Source organism: Bacillus sp. SKDU12 (assembly GCF_010093085.1).
Taxonomy (GTDB): domain Bacteria; phylum Bacillota; class Bacilli; order Bacillales; family Bacillaceae; genus Bacillus; species Bacillus mexicanus.
The window spans coordinates 208,114-228,513 of the sequence record NZ_MSRC01000003.1; the positions used below are offsets into that span (position 1 = coordinate 208,114).

Annotated in this window: 22 protein-coding genes; 15 read left to right on the forward strand and 7 right to left on the reverse strand. The window is 41.4% G+C overall.

Annotated features, from left to right (window positions below; all coding sequences use genetic code 11):
• The first annotated feature begins 64 nt into the window (after positions 1-64).
• The 4 genes from kinC (at position 65) to ade (ending at position 4,813) form a co-directional block, all read left to right on the forward strand.
• Positions 65-1,351: a two-component sensor histidine kinase KinC gene (gene kinC / locus BTW01_RS02345; RefSeq protein ID WP_162101432.1), complete on the forward strand. Its 1,287-nt coding sequence runs from the start codon at positions 65-67 to the stop codon at positions 1,349-1,351.
• A 16-nt stretch (positions 1,352-1,367) separates the two neighbouring features.
• Positions 1,368-2,198, forward strand: a complete 831-nt coding sequence (locus BTW01_RS02350; protein WP_162101433.1) for a gamma-glutamylcyclotransferase — start codon at positions 1,368-1,370, stop codon at positions 2,196-2,198.
• 61 nt (positions 2,199-2,259) lie between these two features.
• On the forward strand, positions 2,260-2,925 hold the full coding sequence (gene ktrC / locus BTW01_RS02355; protein ID WP_162101434.1) for a Ktr system potassium transporter KtrC: 666 nt from the start codon (positions 2,260-2,262) through the stop codon (positions 2,923-2,925).
• A 154-nt stretch (positions 2,926-3,079) separates the two neighbouring features.
• The gene (gene ade, locus BTW01_RS02360) at positions 3,080-4,813 is read left to right on the forward strand and encodes an adenine deaminase (protein ID WP_162101435.1); all 1,734 of its coding nucleotides are present in this window, start codon (positions 3,080-3,082) and stop codon (positions 4,811-4,813) included.
• Positions 4,814-4,851: 38 nt separating this feature from the next.
• Here the strand turns inward: ade and rnjA are convergent, their stop codons facing one another.
• Together rnjA and BTW01_RS02370 are read right to left on the reverse strand one after the other, a co-directional pair.
• Positions 4,852-6,519, reverse strand: a complete 1,668-nt coding sequence (rnjA, locus tag BTW01_RS02365; RefSeq protein ID WP_162101436.1) for a ribonuclease J1 — start codon at positions 6,517-6,519, stop codon at positions 4,852-4,854.
• Positions 6,520-6,524: 5 nt separating this feature from the next.
• A complete protein-coding gene (locus tag BTW01_RS02370) occupies positions 6,525-6,734 on the reverse strand; it encodes a DNA-dependent RNA polymerase subunit epsilon (protein WP_162101437.1) in 210 nt (69 codons plus the stop codon).
• Positions 6,735-7,114: 380 nt separating this feature from the next.
• Here BTW01_RS02370 and BTW01_RS02375 point away from each other — a divergent pair, with 380 nt between their 5' ends.
• Complete coding sequence (locus tag BTW01_RS02375) at positions 7,115-7,888, forward strand: Cof-type HAD-IIB family hydrolase (protein WP_162101438.1); 774 nt, start codon at positions 7,115-7,117, stop codon at positions 7,886-7,888.
• 34 nt (positions 7,889-7,922) lie between these two features.
• On the opposite strand, the gene def is transcribed toward BTW01_RS02375, so the two are convergent.
• Positions 7,923-8,477 carry a peptide deformylase gene (gene def / locus BTW01_RS02380; RefSeq protein ID WP_162101439.1) on the reverse strand — a complete coding sequence of 185 codons (555 nt, stop codon included), beginning with the start codon at positions 8,475-8,477 and terminating at the stop codon, positions 7,923-7,925.
• Between the two features lie 109 nt (positions 8,478-8,586).
• Positions 8,587-8,736, reverse strand: a complete 150-nt coding sequence (locus BTW01_RS02385) for a YjcZ family sporulation protein (protein WP_162101440.1) — start codon at positions 8,734-8,736, stop codon at positions 8,587-8,589.
• 211 nt (positions 8,737-8,947) lie between these two features.
• On the opposite strand from BTW01_RS02385, the gene BTW01_RS02390 reads away from it, so the two are divergent.
• From BTW01_RS02390 to lpdA, 5 genes are all read left to right on the forward strand, one after another.
• Complete coding sequence (locus tag BTW01_RS02390; protein ID WP_162101441.1) at positions 8,948-9,619, forward strand: YkyA family protein; 672 nt, start codon at positions 8,948-8,950, stop codon at positions 9,617-9,619.
• 421 nt (positions 9,620-10,040) lie between these two features.
• A complete protein-coding gene (gene pdhA, locus BTW01_RS02395) occupies positions 10,041-11,156 on the forward strand; it encodes a pyruvate dehydrogenase (acetyl-transferring) E1 component subunit alpha (RefSeq protein WP_162101442.1) in 1,116 nt (371 codons plus the stop codon).
• Positions 11,157-11,159: 3 nt separating this feature from the next.
• Positions 11,160-12,137 carry a pyruvate dehydrogenase complex E1 component subunit beta gene (gene pdhB, locus BTW01_RS02400; RefSeq protein WP_162101443.1) on the forward strand — a complete coding sequence of 326 codons (978 nt, stop codon included), beginning with the start codon at positions 11,160-11,162 and terminating at the stop codon, positions 12,135-12,137.
• 112 nt (positions 12,138-12,249) lie between these two features.
• Positions 12,250-13,578, forward strand: coding sequence for a pyruvate dehydrogenase complex dihydrolipoyllysine-residue acetyltransferase (pdhC, locus tag BTW01_RS02405; RefSeq protein ID WP_162101444.1), 1,329 nt, complete (start codon positions 12,250-12,252; stop codon positions 13,576-13,578).
• Between the two features lie 4 nt (positions 13,579-13,582).
• Complete coding sequence (lpdA, locus tag BTW01_RS02410) at positions 13,583-14,995, forward strand: dihydrolipoyl dehydrogenase (protein WP_162101445.1); 1,413 nt, start codon at positions 13,583-13,585, stop codon at positions 14,993-14,995.
• Positions 14,996-15,036: 41 nt separating this feature from the next.
• On the opposite strand, the gene slp is transcribed toward lpdA, so the two are convergent.
• Complete coding sequence (slp, locus tag BTW01_RS02415) at positions 15,037-15,411, reverse strand: peptidoglycan-associated lipoprotein Slp (RefSeq protein WP_162101446.1); 375 nt, start codon at positions 15,409-15,411, stop codon at positions 15,037-15,039.
• A 400-nt stretch (positions 15,412-15,811) separates the two neighbouring features.
• Here slp and BTW01_RS02420 point away from each other — a divergent pair, with 400 nt between their 5' ends.
• Positions 15,812-15,931, forward strand: coding sequence for a GapA-binding peptide SR1P (locus BTW01_RS02420; RefSeq protein WP_162101447.1), 120 nt, complete (start codon positions 15,812-15,814; stop codon positions 15,929-15,931).
• Positions 15,932-15,965: 34 nt separating this feature from the next.
• Here the strand turns inward: BTW01_RS02420 and speA are convergent, their stop codons facing one another.
• A complete protein-coding gene (gene speA / locus BTW01_RS02425; RefSeq protein ID WP_162101448.1) occupies positions 15,966-17,438 on the reverse strand; it encodes an arginine decarboxylase in 1,473 nt (490 codons plus the stop codon).
• A gap of 184 nt (positions 17,439-17,622) precedes the next feature.
• On the opposite strand from speA, the gene BTW01_RS02430 reads away from it, so the two are divergent.
• Positions 17,623-17,889 (forward strand): UPF0223 family protein, encoded by a 267-nt coding sequence (locus BTW01_RS02430; protein ID WP_162101449.1) that lies wholly within the window; start codon positions 17,623-17,625, stop codon positions 17,887-17,889.
• Positions 17,890-17,923: 34 nt separating this feature from the next.
• Here the strand turns inward: BTW01_RS02430 and BTW01_RS02435 are convergent, their stop codons facing one another.
• Positions 17,924-18,562, reverse strand: a complete 639-nt coding sequence (locus BTW01_RS02435) for a YktB family protein (protein WP_162101450.1) — start codon at positions 18,560-18,562, stop codon at positions 17,924-17,926.
• A 239-nt stretch (positions 18,563-18,801) separates the two neighbouring features.
• Here BTW01_RS02435 and BTW01_RS02440 point away from each other — a divergent pair, with 239 nt between their 5' ends.
• The 3 genes from BTW01_RS02440 (at position 18,802) to BTW01_RS02450 (ending at position 20,379) form a co-directional block, all read left to right on the forward strand.
• Positions 18,802-18,990: a hypothetical protein gene (locus BTW01_RS02440; protein ID WP_162101451.1), complete on the forward strand. Its 189-nt coding sequence runs from the start codon at positions 18,802-18,804 to the stop codon at positions 18,988-18,990.
• A gap of 137 nt (positions 18,991-19,127) precedes the next feature.
• Positions 19,128-19,925, forward strand: coding sequence for an inositol-1-monophosphatase (suhB, locus tag BTW01_RS02445; RefSeq protein WP_162101452.1), 798 nt, complete (start codon positions 19,128-19,130; stop codon positions 19,923-19,925).
• 25 nt (positions 19,926-19,950) lie between these two features.
• Positions 19,951-20,379 (forward strand): GNAT family N-acetyltransferase, encoded by a 429-nt coding sequence (locus BTW01_RS02450; RefSeq protein ID WP_162101453.1) that lies wholly within the window; start codon positions 19,951-19,953, stop codon positions 20,377-20,379.
• Positions 20,380-20,400: the final 21 nt, after the last annotated feature.

Below are 20,400 nucleotides of genomic sequence, written 5' to 3' on the forward strand. Positions count from 1 at the left end.
TTTACTCAATTTTTTGTCGAAGAATGGTACAATAAATAGAGAAACACAAGCGGCAGGTGGTCATATGAGAAAATATCAAGCACGTGTCATTTCCATCATCTTGGCAATGATTTTTATTATGTTCTGGGATTATTTATTTTATTTTATAGGCAAAAACCCAATTAATTGGCCTGTTGATATTGTGTATACTGCAGTCACGGTAGGAAGCGTCTGGATGCTGGCTTATTATATTGATGAGAAAAAGCAGCTAGTTAAGAAAATGAAGGATAATGAATGGAAGTATAAACAGCTGTCAGAAGAAAAAAACCGCATCATGGATAATTTGCAGGAAATCGTATTTCAAACAAATGCAAAAGGCGAAATTACATATTTAAACCAAGCGTGGGCATCAATAACCGGCTTTTCAATCAGTGAATGTATGGGAACGCTGTATAATGATTATTTCATAAAAGATAAGCACGTGGCCGACCATATTAACACCCAAATTCAGAATAAAGCGTCTTCTGGCATGTTTACGGCAAAATACGTAACAAAGAGCGGCGCGATTTTTTGGGGAGAAGTTCATTATAAACTTTATTACGACCGTGATGGACAATTTACAGGAAGTCTAGGTACAATGTCAGATATTACAGAGCGGAAAGAGGCTGAAAATGAACTTATTGAGATTAATGAGCGGCTGGCGAGAGAATCCCAAAAACTGTCTATCACCAGTGAGCTTGCCGCAGGTATTGCACATGAGGTCAGGAACCCGTTAACATCTGTCAGCGGCTTCCTTCAGATTATGAAAACTCAATATCCGGACAGAAAAGGCTATTTTGACATCATTTTTTCAGAGATTAAAAGAATTGATTTAGTGCTCAGTGAGCTGTTGCTTCTGGCAAAACCTCAGGCTGTCACATTTAAAATGCATGAGCTCAATGAGATACTGAAACAAGTCACGACATTGCTTGACACCAATGCAATTCTGTCTAATATCGTCATAGAAAAACATTTCAAGGAGACAGATGGCTGTATCATTAACGGAGACGAAAATCAGCTTAAGCAAGTCTTTATCAATATCATTAAAAATGGGATTGAGGCAATGCCAAAAGGCGGTGTTGTAACCATTTCGACTGCTAAGACAGCCTCTCATGCAGTAATAAGCGTCAAAGATGAAGGAAACGGCATGCCGCAGGAAAAGCTTAAGCAGATTGGAAAACCTTTTTATTCAACAAAAGAAAAAGGCACCGGACTCGGGCTTGCCATTTGCTTGAGAATTTTGAAGGAACATGACGGAGAATTAAAAATTGAAAGTGAAGATGGGAAAGGCAGTGTCTTTCACGTTGTTTTGCCTTTGACATCAGACAGCTGAGAGGAGGAACATAAAGATGAACTCGCTTCTGTTTGTATATGGGACATTAAGAAAACATGATATAAACCACCATCTGCTTGCACAATCGGCATGCATCAATGAGCAGGCCAGAACAAAGGGAAGTCTATTTGCTGTACAAGGGGAGCCCGCAGCCGTTTTAGAAGAAGATGAGGGCTATATATACGGCGAAGTATATGAAGCAGATGAATTGTGCATACATAAACTCGATCAATTTTATCAAGGCTATGATAAACAAACGGTGCTTATAGAAACGGACACCGGGATCAAAAAAGCGCTTGTTTATTTTATGAACATAGAGGAGTGCGGCGATTGTCCGAAAATAAGCAGCGGCGACTGGAAAGAACATCAGATAATCAGCAAATCGCAACATCCTATTTATTATCTTGCCTATGGGTCCTGCATGGACAATGCCCGTTTTCTAAAGGCGGGAGTTGACCACTATTTTCAAGATCCGGTTGGAAGAGCTGTGTTAAACGGATATACAACCCGCTTCACACTAAAAAGGGAAGATGGTTCACGAGCGGATATGATTGAAGACGGGGGAACAACAGAAGGTGTTTTATATCGTATCCCTTTTTCTGCCCTCTCCTATCTATATAAAAGAGAGGGAGTTGAATCTCTTACATATCGCCCGGCATTTGTAGATGTTGAGGCAGGAGGCAGGCGATACCCAGACTGTCTAACCTTTCTCGTCCTCCAAAAATCAGCGGAAATTGCACCGCCTCAGCACTATCAGATCGAAATTGAACGCGGAGCAGAGATGCATTTGTCAAAGGGGTTTGCTGAAAAGCTCAAGCGGCATATGAATTCACTCCCAAAAGGATAACGATTGAGCAATTTATATGATAAAATGTGAGCAATATCATGTTAGATAAAGGAGCACCACTATGAAAAAAGAATTTGCGGTAATTGGCCTAGGCCGTTTTGGCGGCAGTATTTGCAAAGCATTAAGCGAAGAAGGCGTCGAGGTAATGGCAATGGATATAGATGAAGATAAAGTCAATGAATATGCCAAGATCGCATCTCATGCTGTTATCGGAGATTCTACTGACGAATCTGTACTCAAAAATTTAGGTTTGCGGAACTTTGACCACGTAATTGTCGCAATCGGTGAAAATATTCAAGCGAGTATTTTGACGACTCTCATTCTGAAAGAACTTGGCGTTCATACCATTACAGTTAAGGCACAGAACGATTATCATGAAAAAGTGCTGTCAAAAATCGGTGCGGATCACATCGTCCACCCAGAACGCGATATGGCGAAACGAATCGCACATAACATCGTGTCTAACAACGTACTTGATTATTTGGAGCTGTCTGAAGAGCATAGTCTTGTTGAAATCGTAGCCAACAGCCGCTTGGCAGGAAATACGCTTCTTGATTTAGATATCCGTGCGAAATACGGGATTAACATTGTAGCCATTAAAAGAGGCAAGGAAGTCATCGTGTCGCCGCTTGCGACAGAAGTTATACATCAAGAAGATATTCTCATCGTCATTGGCTCAATTACAGACATTTCTCGTTTTGAAAAAAGAGTTCTGCATACGAAATAGTAAGCGAAATAAGCCGCCCAAAGGGTGGTTTTTTTACTATTATCAGAAAATAAAAACTTTAATGAAATAAGTGCCAGTTCATAAAATTTTATTGACTAAGTTTAGGTGTTCCGATACCATATTGAACCATATGATAAAAAGAGGAGGGGCCTATTTGAATAAAGAAGCGCTTGTCAATAGGTTGAATGCTTCAGCCCGAAGACAAAAAGCTGATATCGTCATCAAGAATGGAAAGATCATGGACATGTTTAATCAAGAGTGGATCTATGATGATATTGCGATTACAGATGGAGTCATTGTAGGCCTCGGCGAATATGAAGGTGAAAATATCATTGATGCAGAGGGACAAATGATCGTCCCGGGTTTTATTGATGGACATGTACATATTGAGTCATCAATGGTTACGCCGATTGAGTTCGCTAAAGCGGTACTTCCGCATGGCGTGACAACCGTTATTACTGATCCGCATGAAATCGCAAATGTGTCTGGCGAAAAAGGGATTGCATTTATGATTGAACAGGCTCGGAAAACACCGCTGAATATCCATTTTATGCTCCCCTCAAGTGTGCCTGCCGCAAGCTTTGAGCGATCAGGCGCAGTGCTCAAAGCTGCCGATTTAAAGCCCTTTTACGAGGAGGAAGAAGTATTAGGGCTGGCTGAAGTCATGGATTATGTATCGGTTCAGCAGGCAGAAGAAGATATGATTCAAAAACTTCTCGATGCCCGTGTGCAAGGTAAGCGGATTGACGGTCATTTAGCGGGTTTATCAACAGACCTCATTAACATTTATCGAACTGCATCTGTCTTAAACGATCATGAAGTAACGACGAAGGAAGAAGCCCTTGATCGTATCAGAAGAGGAATGTATGTCATGATGCGTGAAGGGTCAGTCGCCAAAAATACTCTCAATGTGCTGCCTGCAGTGAATGAAAAAAACGCACGCCGTTTCTTTTTCTGTACGGACGATAAGCATGTGGATGATTTGCTGGCAGAGGGAAGTGTAAACCATCAGGTGAAAATGGCGATGTCCGCCGGACTTGACCCTTTTTTAGCCTATCAATTAGGAAGCCTTAACGCAGCCGAATGCTATGGGCTAGATACAAAAGGAGCGATTGCACCTGGTTTTGACGCTGATTTGCTTTTTGTATCTGATCTGGAAGACGTCACTGTCACAATGACGATGATAAAAGGAGAGACTGTTGCTGAAGGCAGCAAAGCAATTGACCAAGATAGCGTTTCAACAGTTGTACCGGAACCATCACTGCTTAATTCTGTTAAGCTTACTGCTCCTCTTAACAAACAGAATTTTTATATGCCGTGTGATTCAAAACGGCATATAAATGTGATTCAAATCATTCCAAACCATCTTGAAACACGTTTGATACATATAGAGGCTCCGGATGCTTGCGCTTTTGAATCTGACACTTCTCTTGATTTGTTGAAAATTGCAGTCGTAGAGCGGCATCAAGGTTTAAAAGAAATCGGGCTTGGCGTTGTGAATGGGTTTGGATTCAAGAGCGGAGCGATTGCGACAACCATTTCGCACGATTCCCATAATATTATTGCCGTCGGAACAAATGATGCCGATCTCGCGGCTGCAGTTAATAAGCTGCGGGATATTGGCGGCGGGTTAACGATCATAAAAAATGGAGAAGAGCTTCACTCCGTACCGCTGCCAATTGCGGGGTTATTGTCCGACCAATCTGCAGAGCAGGTGAATCAAAGCCTACTAACCCTGCATGATAAATTGTCATTAGTTGGTTTCGCAGGCGGATTTAATCCATTTTTGACGCTGTCATTTTTAGCTTTGCCTGTTATTCCTGACATTAAAATGACAACAACAGGATTATTTAATGTAAAGACATTTCAGCATATGGCATTGCAATAAAATAAAAAAGATGCACTCACTTTGGAGTGCATCTTTTTTTAAACCTCCATAATGATCGGCAGGATCATCGGACGGCGTTTTGTTTTTTCATATAAGAACGGCGCAAGCGTGTCTGTAATCTCATTTTTGATTTCAGACCATTGAGTTGTTTTTCGTTCCATTACTTTTTGTAAGTGGTTTGAAATAAGCTCTTGCGCGTCATTGATCAGATCGCCAGATTCTCTCATATACACAAATCCTCTGGAGATCAAATCAGGCCCGGCTGAAATATTAAAGCTGTCCATGTCAATGCTCACAACCACGATGACAAGGCCTTCTTCAGAAAGAATTCTGCGGTCGCGGAGCACGATATTGCCAATATCACCGATACCGCTTCCGTCAATATAAACTGAACCAGACGGGATTTTGCCGGCGACTGAAGCTTCATCGCCTTTAAGCGCTAATACTTCACCATTATCCATGATAAAACAGTTTTCTTCAGGGATACCGCAATCAGTTGCAAGTTTGACGTGCATCTTTTGCATTCTGTACTCACCGTGAATCGGCATGAAGAATTTAGGTTTGATTAAACGAAGCATCAGCTTTTGTTCTTCTTGTCCGCCGTGACCGGATGTATGGATATCATTAAGAGGTCCGTGAATGACCTCGGCACCCGCGCGATACAGCTGGTTGATCGTCCGGCTCACACTGATCGTGTTTCCTGGGATAGGAGATGAAGAAAATACAACAGTATCCCCAGTATTGATTGAAATCTGACGGTGTGTGCCGTTTGCAATTCTTGATAATGCTGCCATCGGCTCCCCTTGGCTTCCTGTACATAAAATCGTTACTTTATTAGCAGGTATACGATTGATTTCATTATGCTCAATAAAGGTATTTTTAGGACAGTTAATGTATCCGAGAGTTTGTCCGATTTCAATAGCCGATTCCATACTGCGTCCAAATACGGCAACTTTTCTTCCGTTTAATACAGCGGCCTCGATTACCTGTTGCAAACGGTGAATATTCGACGCAAATGTAGCGAAGATAACTCGGCCGTCTACTTTGCGGAAAATGTCATGAATGCTTTCTCCGACTCGGCGCTCAGACATGGTGAAGTCAGGGTTTTCACTGTTTGTGCTGTCTGAGAGGAGACACAGAACGCCTTCTTTTCCGATTTCGGCCATTTTCGTCAAGTTTGCCGGCTCGCCGACTGGAGTAAAGTCGAATTTAAAATCTCCAGTATGTACAATGTTTCCTGGCGGTGTTTTTACAACAATACCGTAGGAATCAGGAATACTATGTGTTGTTCTGAAGAATGACACAGCCGTTTTTCGGAACTTTACGATATCATCTTCACCGATAATATTCAGTTTCGTCTGTCTTAATAATCCATGTTCTTCAAGTTTATTCCGAAGTAAGCCGATCGCGAGTTTACCGCCGTAAACAGGAATATTCACTTGTCTGAGCAGGTATGGAATACCACCGATGTGGTCTTCGTGCCCATGGGTAATAAAAAGCCCTTTAATTTTATCTTCGTTTTTAACTAAATACGTATAATCAGGAATAACGTAGTCAATACCGAGCAGTTCATCCTCGGGAAACTTAATCCCTGCATCAATCAGCACAATTTCATCCTGAAATTGAACTGCGTACGTATTTTTACCGATTTCGCCCAAACCTCCGAGGGCGAAAACAGCAGTTTGATCATTTTTTACAAATTTCATACCGCTCATAACTCCAATACTTTAAAATTTTCGCTCTGTTGTTCATATTCTAAATATGCACCATCAACAGGTGTGATAAACTCAATATTAAATTTCTTTTCTTTCAGTTTTGTTCTGACGTCACGTTCAGATGCGCCTTCAATAAAAAGTGAATCTGTTTTTTCCCGAACAGGTACTTCCTCAGCTTTTTTTTGATAAAATACCTTATAAATCATCCAAATCTCTCCTTAAATGCCGTATGTTAGACTCGCTTATTCTATTATATTCGAAAACGGAATATAAGGAAAGCCTTGAGCAAAATAAGGACCTCTCGAAAAGTGAAAGATCCCTTGTCAGGCAATGACTTTCTTGCGGAGCATTCCGTTCCATTGTCTTCTGAGTTTTTTTCTTAATTTGCGCAGCATTTGTCAGTCCCCCTTCATAAATATTTGTCCAGCGTTCTTTATACAAATAGTATACGGAGGTTGCGGAAGACTTTTCGTGGTTATTATTGGGATTTCATATGTTTTTACAACGGAAATAGTTTGCTGAATGGCAATCTTTTTGTATCATGAGGATGGGGATTGCAGACCAAGACGATAAAGGGGAAGTTGCGATGGATCCAAAGTTAATCTTTTTTGATATTGATGGTACGATATATGATCATGATAAGAATATACCGAAAAGCACGAGAAATACGGTGGCGGAGCTGCAGCGCCAAGGGCATCATGTGTTTATCGCCAGCGGCAGGTCTCCGTTTCTGGTTAAACCAATTTTGGAGGAACTGGGTATACATTCATTTATTTCCTACAATGGGCAGTATGTTGTCTTTGACAATCAAGTGATTTATAAAAACCCGCTGCCTGAAGTGGCAATCAGACGATTATTAAAGCAGGCGGAAGAAGGGAAACATCCTGTTGTTTTTATGGCAGAGGATACGATGAAAGCGACTGTTGCGGATCACCCTCATGTTATGGAAGGAATCGGCAGTCTTAAAACCGATTATCCAGAAACTGATGATCTTTTCTATGAAGGTAAAGAAATATTTCAGCTCCTTTTATTTTGTCAGGATGAAGAAGAAAAATCTTATGCTGCATTTCCTGAATTTGATCTCGTGCGCTGGCATGAGCTTTCGACTGATGTTCTGCCTCGTGGAGGTTCGAAGGCAGAAGGAATTAAAAAAGTCATCGAGCGTCTTCCGTTTGATATCAGCGATACATATGCTTTTGGCGATGGGTTAAACGATCTGCAAATGATTGAGTATGTCGGAACGGGTATAGCAATGGGAAATGCTGTTCCTGAATTGAAAGAAATCGCAGACTTTGTAACAAAGCCGGTGGACGAGAATGGAATTGCATACGCTGTCAAAGAACTGGGCCTTTTAAAATAAAGAATCGGCTGGCATTGAGCCAGCCGTTTTTCTTTTAGCGTTCAATCGCAATTGCATTTTCAGGTTCTTTGAAGGGATTTTCCTTATCGATATGATCATAGAACATAACGCCGTTTAAATGATCAATCTCGTGCTGAAACACAATAGCCGGAAATCCTTTTAAACGAATATCAATCTTTTCGCCTTCCAGGGTTGTTGCTTTGACTCTGATGCGAGCATAGCGGGGAACGTAACCTGGAATGGCTTCGTCAACAGACAGACAGCCCTCCCCACTTGTTAAGTAGCTTTTTTCAACTGAATGGCTGACAATCTTAGGATTAAACAAAGCATAGCTGTATAACTTACCGGAAGCGTCTTCCGCATGAACAGCGATCATTCGTTTTTTAATATTCATTTGAGGAGCAGCGAGTCCTACGCCAGGACGCAGCTTATATTTTTCGGCTAATTCTGGATTTTGACTGTTCTTAACGAATTCGATCATATCTGCAAGCTGCTGTTTTTCTGTATCAGTCGGAGGCAGCTCAACAGGTTCAGCTGTCTCTCTGAGGGCAGGATGACCGTCACGTATGATGTTTTCCATAGTAATCAAGAAACTTCACTCCTAATGCTTAATATGTAAATTATATCGGATTTCTTCACAAAGGTGCAACGAAACAAACGACCAGCCATTTCCGGCTGGTCAAGTTTATGCTGTTGAATTAGCAACAGCCTCCGCCTAAATAAGCAGCTCCTACAATGATTAACAAAATGAATAAAACAACGATTAGCGCGAAGGTGCGGCCATACCCGTATCCGCCATATCCATAACCATAACCGCAGCAGCCTCCGCCGTAACCATATCCATACATATTGAAAAACCTCCTCTTTGAATTACGCCAGAGCCTTTTGAAGTAGGCATAGCGTCTACTATAACCTATGTAAAAACAAAAAATATGTATGGTCATTTGTCCTGATTTGGATTTTTTAATTCGATTTCATAGCTGTATCCGTACAGTACAGCTATTGCCAAATGTCCCAATGGATTCTATAGTAGAACTTGTCAAGATTGGGGGATTTAACATGAAAGACGCAATAAGACGGCGGCTCGGAATAAAAATCGGAACTTTTTGTATGATGTCACTGATATTAACAGGATGCATGGGGCAGGACCCGGTTGATTTATTCCATCATTCATTAGAAAAAGCTGCTGAATCGGAAAAGCCGTTTCAAGAAGAACAGAAAACGCTCAAAGAATTAGAGAGCAGTGAAAATCAGCTTTACAATGATGCTATGAAGCTCAATATGGATGACTATAAAAAAATTGCTGCTTTATCTGAAGAGGCGCTAAAAAACGTCAGCAAGCGCGAAGAACATCTGAAAATTGAAGGTGACAGCATCAAAAAATCCAAAGCTGAATTTGAAGAAGCAAAAACATATGCTGAACAAATGAAAGATGATCAAATAAAAGAAAAGGCTGATGCTGCAGCAACCCATATGAAGCAACGATATACATCATATGACGCCATGTATAAAGAGTATAAAAAATCGCTTCAGCTTAATAAAAAGCTTTATATGCAGCTGAAAGATAAAGACTTGACACGAAATGATTTGGACAAGCAGATCGATAAAGTCAATGCTTCTTATGAAAAAGTCCTTAAATATAGCGGGGAATTTAATGAACAAACAGAAAAATATAATAAGGCCCGGGAAGATCTATATGATGCCGCAGGCTATCACGTAAAAAAGAGCTGACTTTGAACAGCTCTTTTTTTAATAAACACGACGCCAATTTTGCTCGAAATTCACATTTCTATTGTAATACAGTATAAAGAGGTATACTAGTACAGTTATAGGTAAGGGTGCCATCTGTTTTTTTATCGAAAATGTAAAGCGAATACATTTATTAAAAATCAACAATGAAAACGATTGACGGTTCTTCTTTATTTAGTGTAAACTAATCCATGTTAAGCGGTGTTGTATTAGTTTTTTTACAAATCCGCAATAATACAGTTCAAAGCAGAGTGTAACTATCCTACATAAAAGGTTTTGGCAAACTGGGGATCGGCTAAAATATAACGACTTACTGCTGATACTTTAGGGTACCCTAAGTTTGTATGTATAAAGGGAATGCACGTCTAATGACTGTTTAAAAGAAAGGAAGAGGTGACTTAGTATGGCTGCAAAAACGAAAAAAGCTATCGTTGACAGTAAGAAGCAATTTGATGCCATTAAAAAGCAGTTCGAAACGTTCCAAGTTTTAAATGAAAAGGGAGAAGTCGTAAATGAAGCGGCGATGCCTAATTTAACTGATGATCAATTAAAAGAGCTTATGCGCCGTATGGTATTTACGCGTGTGCTTGATCAGCGCTCTATCTCATTAAACCGTCAAGGACGTCTCGGATTTTACGCTCCTACTGCGGGTCAAGAAGCTTCTCAAATTGCAACGCATTTCGCGCTTGAAAAAGAAGACTTTGTACTTCCTGGATACCGTGATGTACCTCAGTTAATCTGGCACGGTCTTCCATTATATCAAGCGTTTCTATTCTCTCGCGGACATTTCAGAGGAAACCAAATGCCTGACGATGTGAATGCCCTTTCTCCACAAATCATTATCGGTGCTCAATACATTCAAACTGCTGGTGTTGCGCTAGGTCTTAAAAAACGCGGTAAGAAAGCCGTTGCAATCACTTACACTGGTGATGGCGGTGCTTCACAAGGGGACTTCTACGAAGGAATTAACTTTGCCGGCGCTTATAAAGCACCTGCGATCTTCGTCGTGCAAAACAACCGCTACGCGATTTCAACTCCGGTCGAAAAACAATCAGCGGCTGAAACAATTGCACAAAAAGCTGTAGCTGCAGGTATTGCCGGCGTACAAGTAGACGGAATGGATGCGCTTGCTGTATACGCTGCAACTGCTGAAGCACGGGAGCGCGCTATCAACGGCGAAGGCCCGACACTGATTGAAACACTTACATTCCGTTATGGCCCGCATACAATGGCTGGTGACGATCCGACTAAATATCGTACAAAAGAAATTGAAAATGAGTGGGAACAAAAAGATCCGCTTGTACGCTTCCGTGCGTTCCTTGAAAACAAAGGCTTATGGTCTGAAGAAGAAGAAGCAAAAGTAATTGAGGATGCAAAAGAAGAAATTAAGCAAGCAATCAAAAAAGCTGACGCTGAGCCGAAGCAAAAAGTAACTGATTTAATGAAAATCATGTACGAAAAAATGCCTCACAACCTTGAGGAGCAATTTGAAATTTATACACAGAAGGAGTCGAAGTAAGCCATGGCGCAAATGACAATGATTCAAGCAATCACGGATGCGTTACGCACAGAACTGAAAAATGACGAAAATGTCTTAGTTTTCGGAGAAGACGTTGGTGTTAACGGCGGCGTATTCCGTGCGACAGAAGGATTGCAAAAAGAATTCGGTGAAGACCGTGTGTTTGACACGCCACTTGCTGAATCTGGTATCGGCGGTCTTGCCCTTGGTTTAGGCTTAAACGGCTTCCGTCCGATAATGGAAATCCAATTCTTCGGATTTGTTTACGAAGTAATGGACTCAGTTTCCGGCCAAATGGCTCGTCTGCGTTACCGTTCTGGCGGACGCTGGACTTCACCTGTAACAATTCGTTCTCCATTCGGCGGCGGCGTTCACACTCCAGAGCTTCACGCTGACAGTTTAGAAGGTCTTGTTGCACAACAGCCTGGTATCAAAGTTGTTATTCCATCAACTCCTTATGATGCAAAAGGGCTTTTAATTTCTGCGATCAGAGACAATGATCCTGTTGTTTTCTTAGAGCATATGAAACTTTATCGTTCTTTCCGTCAGGAAGTTCCTGAAGAAGAATACACAATTGAGCTTGGCAAAGCTGACGTAAAACGTGAAGGTGCTGATCTTTCAATCATCACTTACGGGGCAATGGTTCATGAGTCATTAAAAGCTGCCGAAGAGCTTGAAAAAGACGGTATTTCTGCTGAAGTTGTCGACCTTCGCACTGTAAGCCCGCTTGACATTGATACAATCATCGCATCTGTAGAAAAAACAGGGCGTGCGATTGTTGTTCAAGAGGCACAAAAACAAGCCGGTATTGCTGCAAACGTAGTTGCTGAAATTAATGACCGTGCGATCTTGAGCTTGGAAGCACCTGTACTTCGCGTAGCTGCGCCTGATACAGTTTTTCCTTTCTCACAAGCGGAGAGCGTATGGCTTCCAAACCATAAAGACGTTCTTGAAACAGCAAGAAAAGTACTTGAATTTTAATCAAACTGCATAACTGAGAGGGAAGATGATATTTTCCCTCTATTATATATCTGTTTTCAATGCATACGTTGTAAACTTTAAAAATGCTTAATCAACTAGGAGGTCGAAAACTGTGGCATTTGAATTTAAACTTCCGGATATCGGGGAAGGTATCCACGAAGGCGAAATCGTAAAATGGTTTGTCAAGCCTAACGATGAGGTAGACGAAGATGATGTACTGGCTGAAGTCCAAAATGATAAAGCGGTAGTAGAAATTCCTTCACCTGTTAAAGGAAAAGTATTAGAATTAAAAGTTGAAGAGGGAACGGTTGCAACTGTTGGGCAAACGATCATTACGTTTGATGCACCAGGTTACGAAGACCTTCAATTTAAAGGCAGCGATGAGTCAAGTGATGCGAAAACTGAAGCTCAAGTTCAGTCTACAGCAGAAGCTGGACAAGATGTTGCGAAAGAAGAGCAGCCTCAAGAGCCTGCAAAAACAACTGGCGCAGGGCAGCAGGATCAAGCTGAAGTTGACCCGAACAAACGCGTGATCGCTATGCCTTCTGTACGTAAATATGCTCGTGAAAAAGGCGTAGATATCCGTAAAGTAACTGGTTCCGGCAACAACGGACGTGTTGTAAAAGAAGATATCGACAGCTTTGCAAACGGAGGAGCGCAAGAAGCTGCACCGCAAGAAACGGCTGCACCGCAAGAAACAGCTGCTAAACCAGCTGCAGCAGCAGTTCCAGAGGGCGAGCTTCCAGAAACACGCGAAAAAATGAGCGGTATCCGTAAAGCAATTGCGAAAGCGATGGTTAATTCTAAACACACAGCTCCTCACGTAACGTTAATGGATGAAGTGGACGTAACAAACCTTGTTGCACATCGTAAACAGTTCAAACAGGTTGCTGCTGATCAAGGAATCAAGCTGACTTACTTGCCTTACGTTGTAAAAGCTCTTACATCTGCACTGAAAAAATTCCCTGTTTTAAACACGTCAATTGACGATAAAACAGAAGAAGTAGTTCAAAAACATTACTTTAACATTGGTATCGCTGCTGATACTGAAAAAGGCTTGCTTGTACCGGTTGTGAAAAATGCAGATCGTAAATCTGTCTTTGAAATTTCTGATGAGATCAATGGCCTTGCAACAAAAGCTCGTGAAGGCAAGCTTGCTCCAGCTGAAATGAAAGGCGCATCTTGCACAATTACAAACATCGGTTCTGCCGGCGGACAATGGTTCACTCCGGTTATCAACCATCCAGAAGTTGCAATTCTTGGTATCGGACGCATTGCAGAAAAAGCGATTGTTCGTGATGGCGAAATTGTGGCAGCTCCAGTCTTAGCTCTTTCTCTCAGCTTCGACCACCGTATGATCGATGGAGCAACTGCGCAAAACGCATTAAATCACATCAAACGTTTACTGAACGATCCACAATTAATTTTAATGGAGGCGTAATGTTATGGTAGTAGGAGATTTCCCTATTGAAACAGATACTCTTGTAATTGGTGCGGGACCTGGCGGCTATGTAGCTGCCATCCGCGCTGCACAGCTTGGACAAAAAGTAACAGTTGTTGAAAAAGCAACACTTGGAGGCGTTTGTCTAAACGTTGGATGTATCCCTTCAAAAGCGCTGATCAATGCAGGCCACCGTTATGAAAATGCAAAGCATTCTGACGACATGGGAATCACTGCTGAGAACGTTTCAGTTGATTTCACAAAAGTTCAAGAATGGAAAACTTCTGTTGTAAACAAACTTACTGGCGGTGTAGCAGGCCTTCTTAAAGGAAATAAAGTAGATGTTGTAAAAGGTGAAGCTTACTTTGTAGACAGCAATTCAGTTCGTGTAATGGATGAGAACTCTGCTCAAACATACACGTTCAAAAACGCCATTCTTGCAACTGGTTCTCGCCCTATCGAATTGCCAAACTTTAAATATACTGAGCGTGTTTTAAATTCAACAGGTGCTTTGGCTCTTAAAGAAATTCCTAAAAAGCTTGTTGTTATCGGCGGCGGATACATCGGAACTGAGCTTGGAACTGCGTATGCTAACTTCGGCACTGAACTTGTTATTCTTGAAGGCGGAGATGAAATTCTTCCTGGCTTCGAAAAACAAATGAGTACGCTTGTTACACGCAGATTGAAGAAAAAAGGCAACGTTGAAATCCATACAAATGCAATGGCTAAAGGCGTTGAAGAAAGACCAGACGGCGTAACAGTTACGTTTGAAGTAAAAGGCGAAGAAAAAACTGTTGATGCTGATTATGTACTGATTACAGTTGGACGCCGTCCAAATACTGATGAGCTTGGTCTTGAGCAAGTTGGTATTGAAATGACGGACCGCGGTGTCGTGAAAACTGACAAACAGTGTCGCACAAATGTACCTAACATTTATGCAATCGGTGATATCATCGAAGGGCCTCCGCTTGCTCACAAAGCATCTTACGAAGGTAAAATCGCAGCAGAAGCTATTGCTGGAGAGCCTGCAGAAATCGATTACCTTGGTATTCCTGCGGTTGTCTTCTCTGAGCCTGAACTTGCATCAGTTGGTTACACTGAGGCACAGGCGAAAGAAGAAGGTCTTGACATTGTTGCTGCTAAATTCCCATTTGCAGCCAATGGCCGTGCGCTTTCTCTTAACGAAACAGATGGCTTCATGAAGCTGATCACTCGAAAAGAGGACGGTCTTGTGATTGGTGCGCAAATTGCCGGCGCAAGTGCTTCTGATATGATTTCTGAATTAAGCTTAGCGATCGAAGGCGGCATGACTGCTGAAGATATCGCGATGACAATTCATGCTCACCCAACATTGGGCGAAATCACAATGGAAGCAGCTGAAGTGGCAATCGGAAGCCCGATTCACATTGTAAAATAATGCTCATCAAAAACAGCCCTCGCTTTACGCGGGGCTGTTTTTTAGTTTGACAGCACATGCTGCAATGGATTAATGATATCTTCTTTCTTTTTCACACAGCCCTCGATTTTCACCACGACATGGCGTCGATCAACAACCATGAGAGTAGGGACGGTTTCAATCTCATCTTCCCAGCCTTTTTTGTTATCATAAACCTTCATTTTGTCTATTTGTTCCGGATAATCTTTTTCTAAATCAAGCAGTGCATCGTAATATGGCGCTTCCTGGTCAATTTGCTTCTCGTCAGAAAAAAACAAGATTTGTGTATGATGAATGTTGTCAATCCGGCTTTTTTTCATCGGATTAATGGTAGAAATCGTACAGCCCGCTAAAGCAAATACTATTATCAGTATGGGGAATACCGCGCGATATCGCATCTATCTTCTCCTCTATATAAACAATAGTAATCTAGCTTTATTTTATCATGAAGGGCAGCTTAATCTGCTCCTTGTTACCTAATTGTTATATAATTGAAACCGTTTTTAAAATGAGATGACATACCTAAATAGCTAGGGGCATATAGAATGTATGGCTGGGTTCTTTCATAAAAGTTCAAGAAAAGATGAAATCATTCGATATCTTATTGCATATGTATCGATTATCACTGCTGTACGAAGAAAATATTTCCTGATGAAGACAAAAAAGCGTTACATGTAATGATTTATAAGTAAAATGTGTTATACAATTTATTGTTGACATTTTAAATGTGACATAATAATATAATAACAACAAATGAAATTAAGCGTTTTCAAATTTCAAAGAAATGGGGAATGAGAGATGGGTACGATTGTTTGCCAAGATTGCAACGAAACCATTCATTACTTTGAAGATGAGAAAGTGACTACATTATACGGAACATGCTGCGGACAGTGTCAATATCCTGTTGAAGAAGAGTAAAAAAGCATGCGGCCCAAGCCGCATGCTTTTTAATTTATTGAATCGCTTTTTGTTCTTTGATGACCCGGACCATGTTTAAAGTTGAGTCTTCTGGTCCTTGAACAGGGAGACCTGCATCAAGATTTTTGAAAATGTAGCTGATGTTGTCTTCTGTAATAATTTCCCCTGGAATAAAGATTGGGATACCAGGAGGATATACCATGACAAATTCAGCGATAATCCGTCCGGATGCTTCTTTTAATGGTATGACTTCTGTATTTGCATAGAAAGCATCACGAGGAGTCATTGCTAATAAAGGAATTTCCGGTAAAAGAACTTCGATTTGCTGATGGGTCGCATCTTGTTCTGACATTTGATGTGCGATCTCTGTTATAGCCTCTATAAGCCGGTCTGCATCATTTTGGCTGTCACCAGGAGTGAAAATACATAAAATATTGTAGAGATCAGAAAGCTCAACTTCAATATTAAAGGATTCACGAAGCCATTTTTCAACGTCATGCCCTGTGAGTCCGAGATTTTTAACAGAAATAATTAATTTTGTTGGGTCATAGCTGTAAGCTGCTTTTGAACCAAGAATCTCAGAACCGACACAATATATGCCCTCGATTTGATTGAGACGGTTTCTTGTCTCGCTGGCAAGCTTCAGTGTGTCCTCCGCAAGCTGATGGCCTTCTGTCGCAAGGCGTTTTCTGGCAACATCCAGTGAGGCGAGAAGCAAGTAAGAAGTAGATGTTGTTGTCAGCATGCTTAGGATCGATTGCACTCTGTCTTTAGATACAAGGCCCTCTCTCATGTTTAAAATGGAGCTTTGCGTCAGTGATCCGCCCAGCTTGTGTACACTAGTCGCTGCTATGTCCGCTCCTGCCTGCATGGCTGAAAGAGGCAATTGATCGTGAAAGTGAATGTGAACACCGTGTGCCTCATCAACAAGCACCGGTACATCAAATGAATGGGCCAGCTCTACGATGCTTTTTAAGTCGGCTGCAACACCGAAATAGGTGGGGTTGATGACGAGAAGCCCTTTTGCATCTGGATGCTCGGCAAGCGCCCGTTTAGCAGATTCAAGTGTAATACCATGGGAGATACCCAGCTCATTGTCAATTTCAGGATGAATAAAGATGGGGATCGCTCCAGAAAATACAATGGCTGTCATAATTGATTTGTGCACATTTCTTGGAATAATAATTTTATCTCCAGGTCCGCAAACAGCCATTACCATTGTCATAATGGCGCCGCTTGTTCCTTGAACAGAAAAAAAGGTATGGTCTGCGCCAAATGCTTCAGCAGCCAGATCCTGCGCCTGTTTAATAATGCCTTTTGGCGCGTGCAGGTCGTCTAATGGTTCAATATTGATTAAATCTATACTTAACGCGTTTTCACCGATAAATTGTCTGAATTCTGGGTCCATTCCTGCCCCTTTTTTATGGCCGGGAATGTGGAATTGAACAGGCTGTTTGCTTGCATGCTTTTTCAGTCCTGTGTATAAGGGTGTTTCATGTTGCGACAATTGTTTTCCCACCTTTGTAATCATACCTATGCATAATAGTGTGTATTAAAATCAGTTTCTCAACCGTTTTTTAGACGTAAAACAAATGAATTATATTATGAACTTGAAAGAATGTAAAGAACAATTTATGATCGAATGAAGATGCTTTCTGTTTAGGGAAGCAAATCTATAAGGAGTGAAGAAAATGGAATACCAATATCCGATGAATGAAGATTGGACAACTGAAGAAGCAGTTGATGTGATTGCGTTTTTTCAGCAGGTTGAGTTTGCATATGAAAAAGGTGCAGATCGTGAAGAGCTGCTAAAAGCTTATCGCCGTTTCAAGGAAATTGTACCGGGGAAGGCTGAAGAAAAAAAGCTATGCAGTGAGTTTGAAGAACAAAGTACATACTCTCCTTATCGCACAGTCAAACAAGCGAGAGAATCTGACCAAGCGAAGATTAAGATGTAAGAAAACAGAGCCGGAATCTCATCCGGCTCTGTTTTTATGCTTGTGATATATTTTGGGTGAAACGGTACAGGAAAGTAAGCTTGCGAAAGGCATCATCGATACGCTGAAGGAATTCCTGGTTATTCATATTCAGCACTTCTTCTTTTTGCAGCTGTATGCCGCATAACAGCTCTGCTTTTTTAACAGTCTGCAAACGCTCGAACAGCGTCTTCAGCTGTTCCTTGTCCATTTCAGACTGCTTATGTACGCCCGGTTTTGTATGATCTGCGGACCAAACAAAACTGTCAGGAATATTTTTAGTAATGGTTTCTTGGTTCGCTTCAAGCCATTTCCCGTATTCTTCTTTAATAGGGGATTCGTAAATAATTGCGAACCATACAAATACGTGGCTTTCCCATAACCCAATCTGAAAATGCGGCAGTTTTTTATAGCCTCTTTTGCTGTTTGCGAATGCCACCCAGCTGTCATCTGGGGGATTAACAGACCTTCTGGCATGTTTGGCCACATGCGGAAACATTTCATCTCCGGTTAAAGCTGATAAAGTTGGGGCAAAATGTTCGCCTAAAGCTGTAAGTTTCGGACGTACCGTCTCTTTTAATACCTCCATGCGCGCATCTAAGCCTTCTATTGTAAATGTATGAAAGTCTTCTTCCGTAAAACGCATTTGAGCCATGATTCTCCTCCTTCATGCTAAGTAAACATATTTTAACACAGTTCACATGAGCGTCAAAAAGATTGAGTGCGTTTGAGGGAAGGGGAAATGTGGTAATAAATGAATAGGTAAACACACAATTTTCAGAATGATGTTACGCGTAAATAGAACAATCATACGATATAAAAAGTAATCATTGTTGAATGGCAAAATGGGATGCTTTTTTACAAACAAATGATCTCTGGAAGGGGAGAAAGACAATGAGGCAAGTTGTAAAAGAGGGATTTAAGAAAGAGAAAGACAATCGTGTAGCTGTCTGGAGACTGCAGGTTGATTATGAATTGGCAACCCTATATGAAGCAATGCAAAAAGAAAATGAGGAACAGATGGAACAAAGCAAAAACAAACTTGAGCGACTCAGAAAAGAATGGATTCGTCTTAACGGGTAAAAAGCGATAGTAAAAACGAACCGCATGAATGGTTCGTTTTTACATGAGAAGGGATATTTTTCATTTTTCTTGCTTTTACACCAGCGTTATCAGTATCCTATAAAATAAAGATCTACATAGAAGAGAGGTACGCCTGAATGACAAATTGGATGGAAATTGATGAGACTGCAAAGAAATGGATAAGAGAAGCAGGCACGAGAATTAAACAATCTATGAATGAAAACCTGACAATTGAAACGAAATCAAATCCAAATGATTTAGTCACCAATATTGACAAAGAAACAGAAATGTTTTTCATTGAACGCATTCAACAAACGTTTCCAGGACACCATATACTCGGTGAAGAAGGCCAAGGAGACAAACTTCACTCTTTGGAAGGGATTGTCTGGATTATCGATCCAATTGATGGAACGATGAATTTTGTACATCAGCAAAGAAATTTTGCCATTTCCATTGGGATTTTTGAAAATGGAGAAGGAAAAATCGGTTTAATTTATGATGTGGTTCATGATGAGCTGTATCATGCATTTAGCGGCAAAGGAGCTTACATGAATGAAACGAAGCTTGCTCCTTTAAAACAAACCGCCATTGAAGAAGCGATTCTTGCAATTAATGCCACGTGGGTAACAGACAATAGAAGAATTGATCCAAACGTGTTGGCGCCCCTTGTGAAAAGAGTCAGAGGCACACGCTCCTACGGTTCTGCCGCTTTAGAGCTAGCAAGTGTCGCGGCAGGAAGAATAGATGCTTACATCACAATGCGGCTTGCGCCATGGGATTATGCAGCCGGCTGTGTGCTGTTAAATGAAGTGGGGGGCATTTATACAACCACTGAGGGGGAACCGTTTACCTTTTTAGAAAATCACAGTGTATTGGCCGGAAATCCATCCATACATAAAATTGTATTCGAAGAGTATCTTCATGCTCGAAAGTAGGGCATTTGAACAGGATGATCTCTGCTTGTTAGAGAAGCTCGCGGAGGCTCATCCCGTATGGAAAAAGGAGGAGTTTGGGGAGAAAGATGCAGAAAGCTATCTGATCTCCTACTCCATGTATAACGGGTCATGGCTTGTATGGGAAAAGGACGGTCAGCCTGTTGCCGTCAGCTATCATCTCGATTGGGCGCCCTCCAACGGAAAGCCGTGGCTTGGAACGGTGATGATTGACCCAGCTGAAGAAAAAAAGGGACACGCGAGGACAATCATTGAACAGATCAGCAAAGGGCTTAGAGCCAAACATAAAGCAATGTTTGCGGCAGTTCCCGTTGACCGCAGTGAGTGGATGCTGTTTTTGAGTCAATGCGGCTTTGAACAGCTGAAAATAGAAAAAGATGAGAAAGGCAAATCATTTATGATTTTGGTGAAGCCTTTAGCAGAAGCTGCCGTATGATGACGGCAGCTTCTTTTAGTA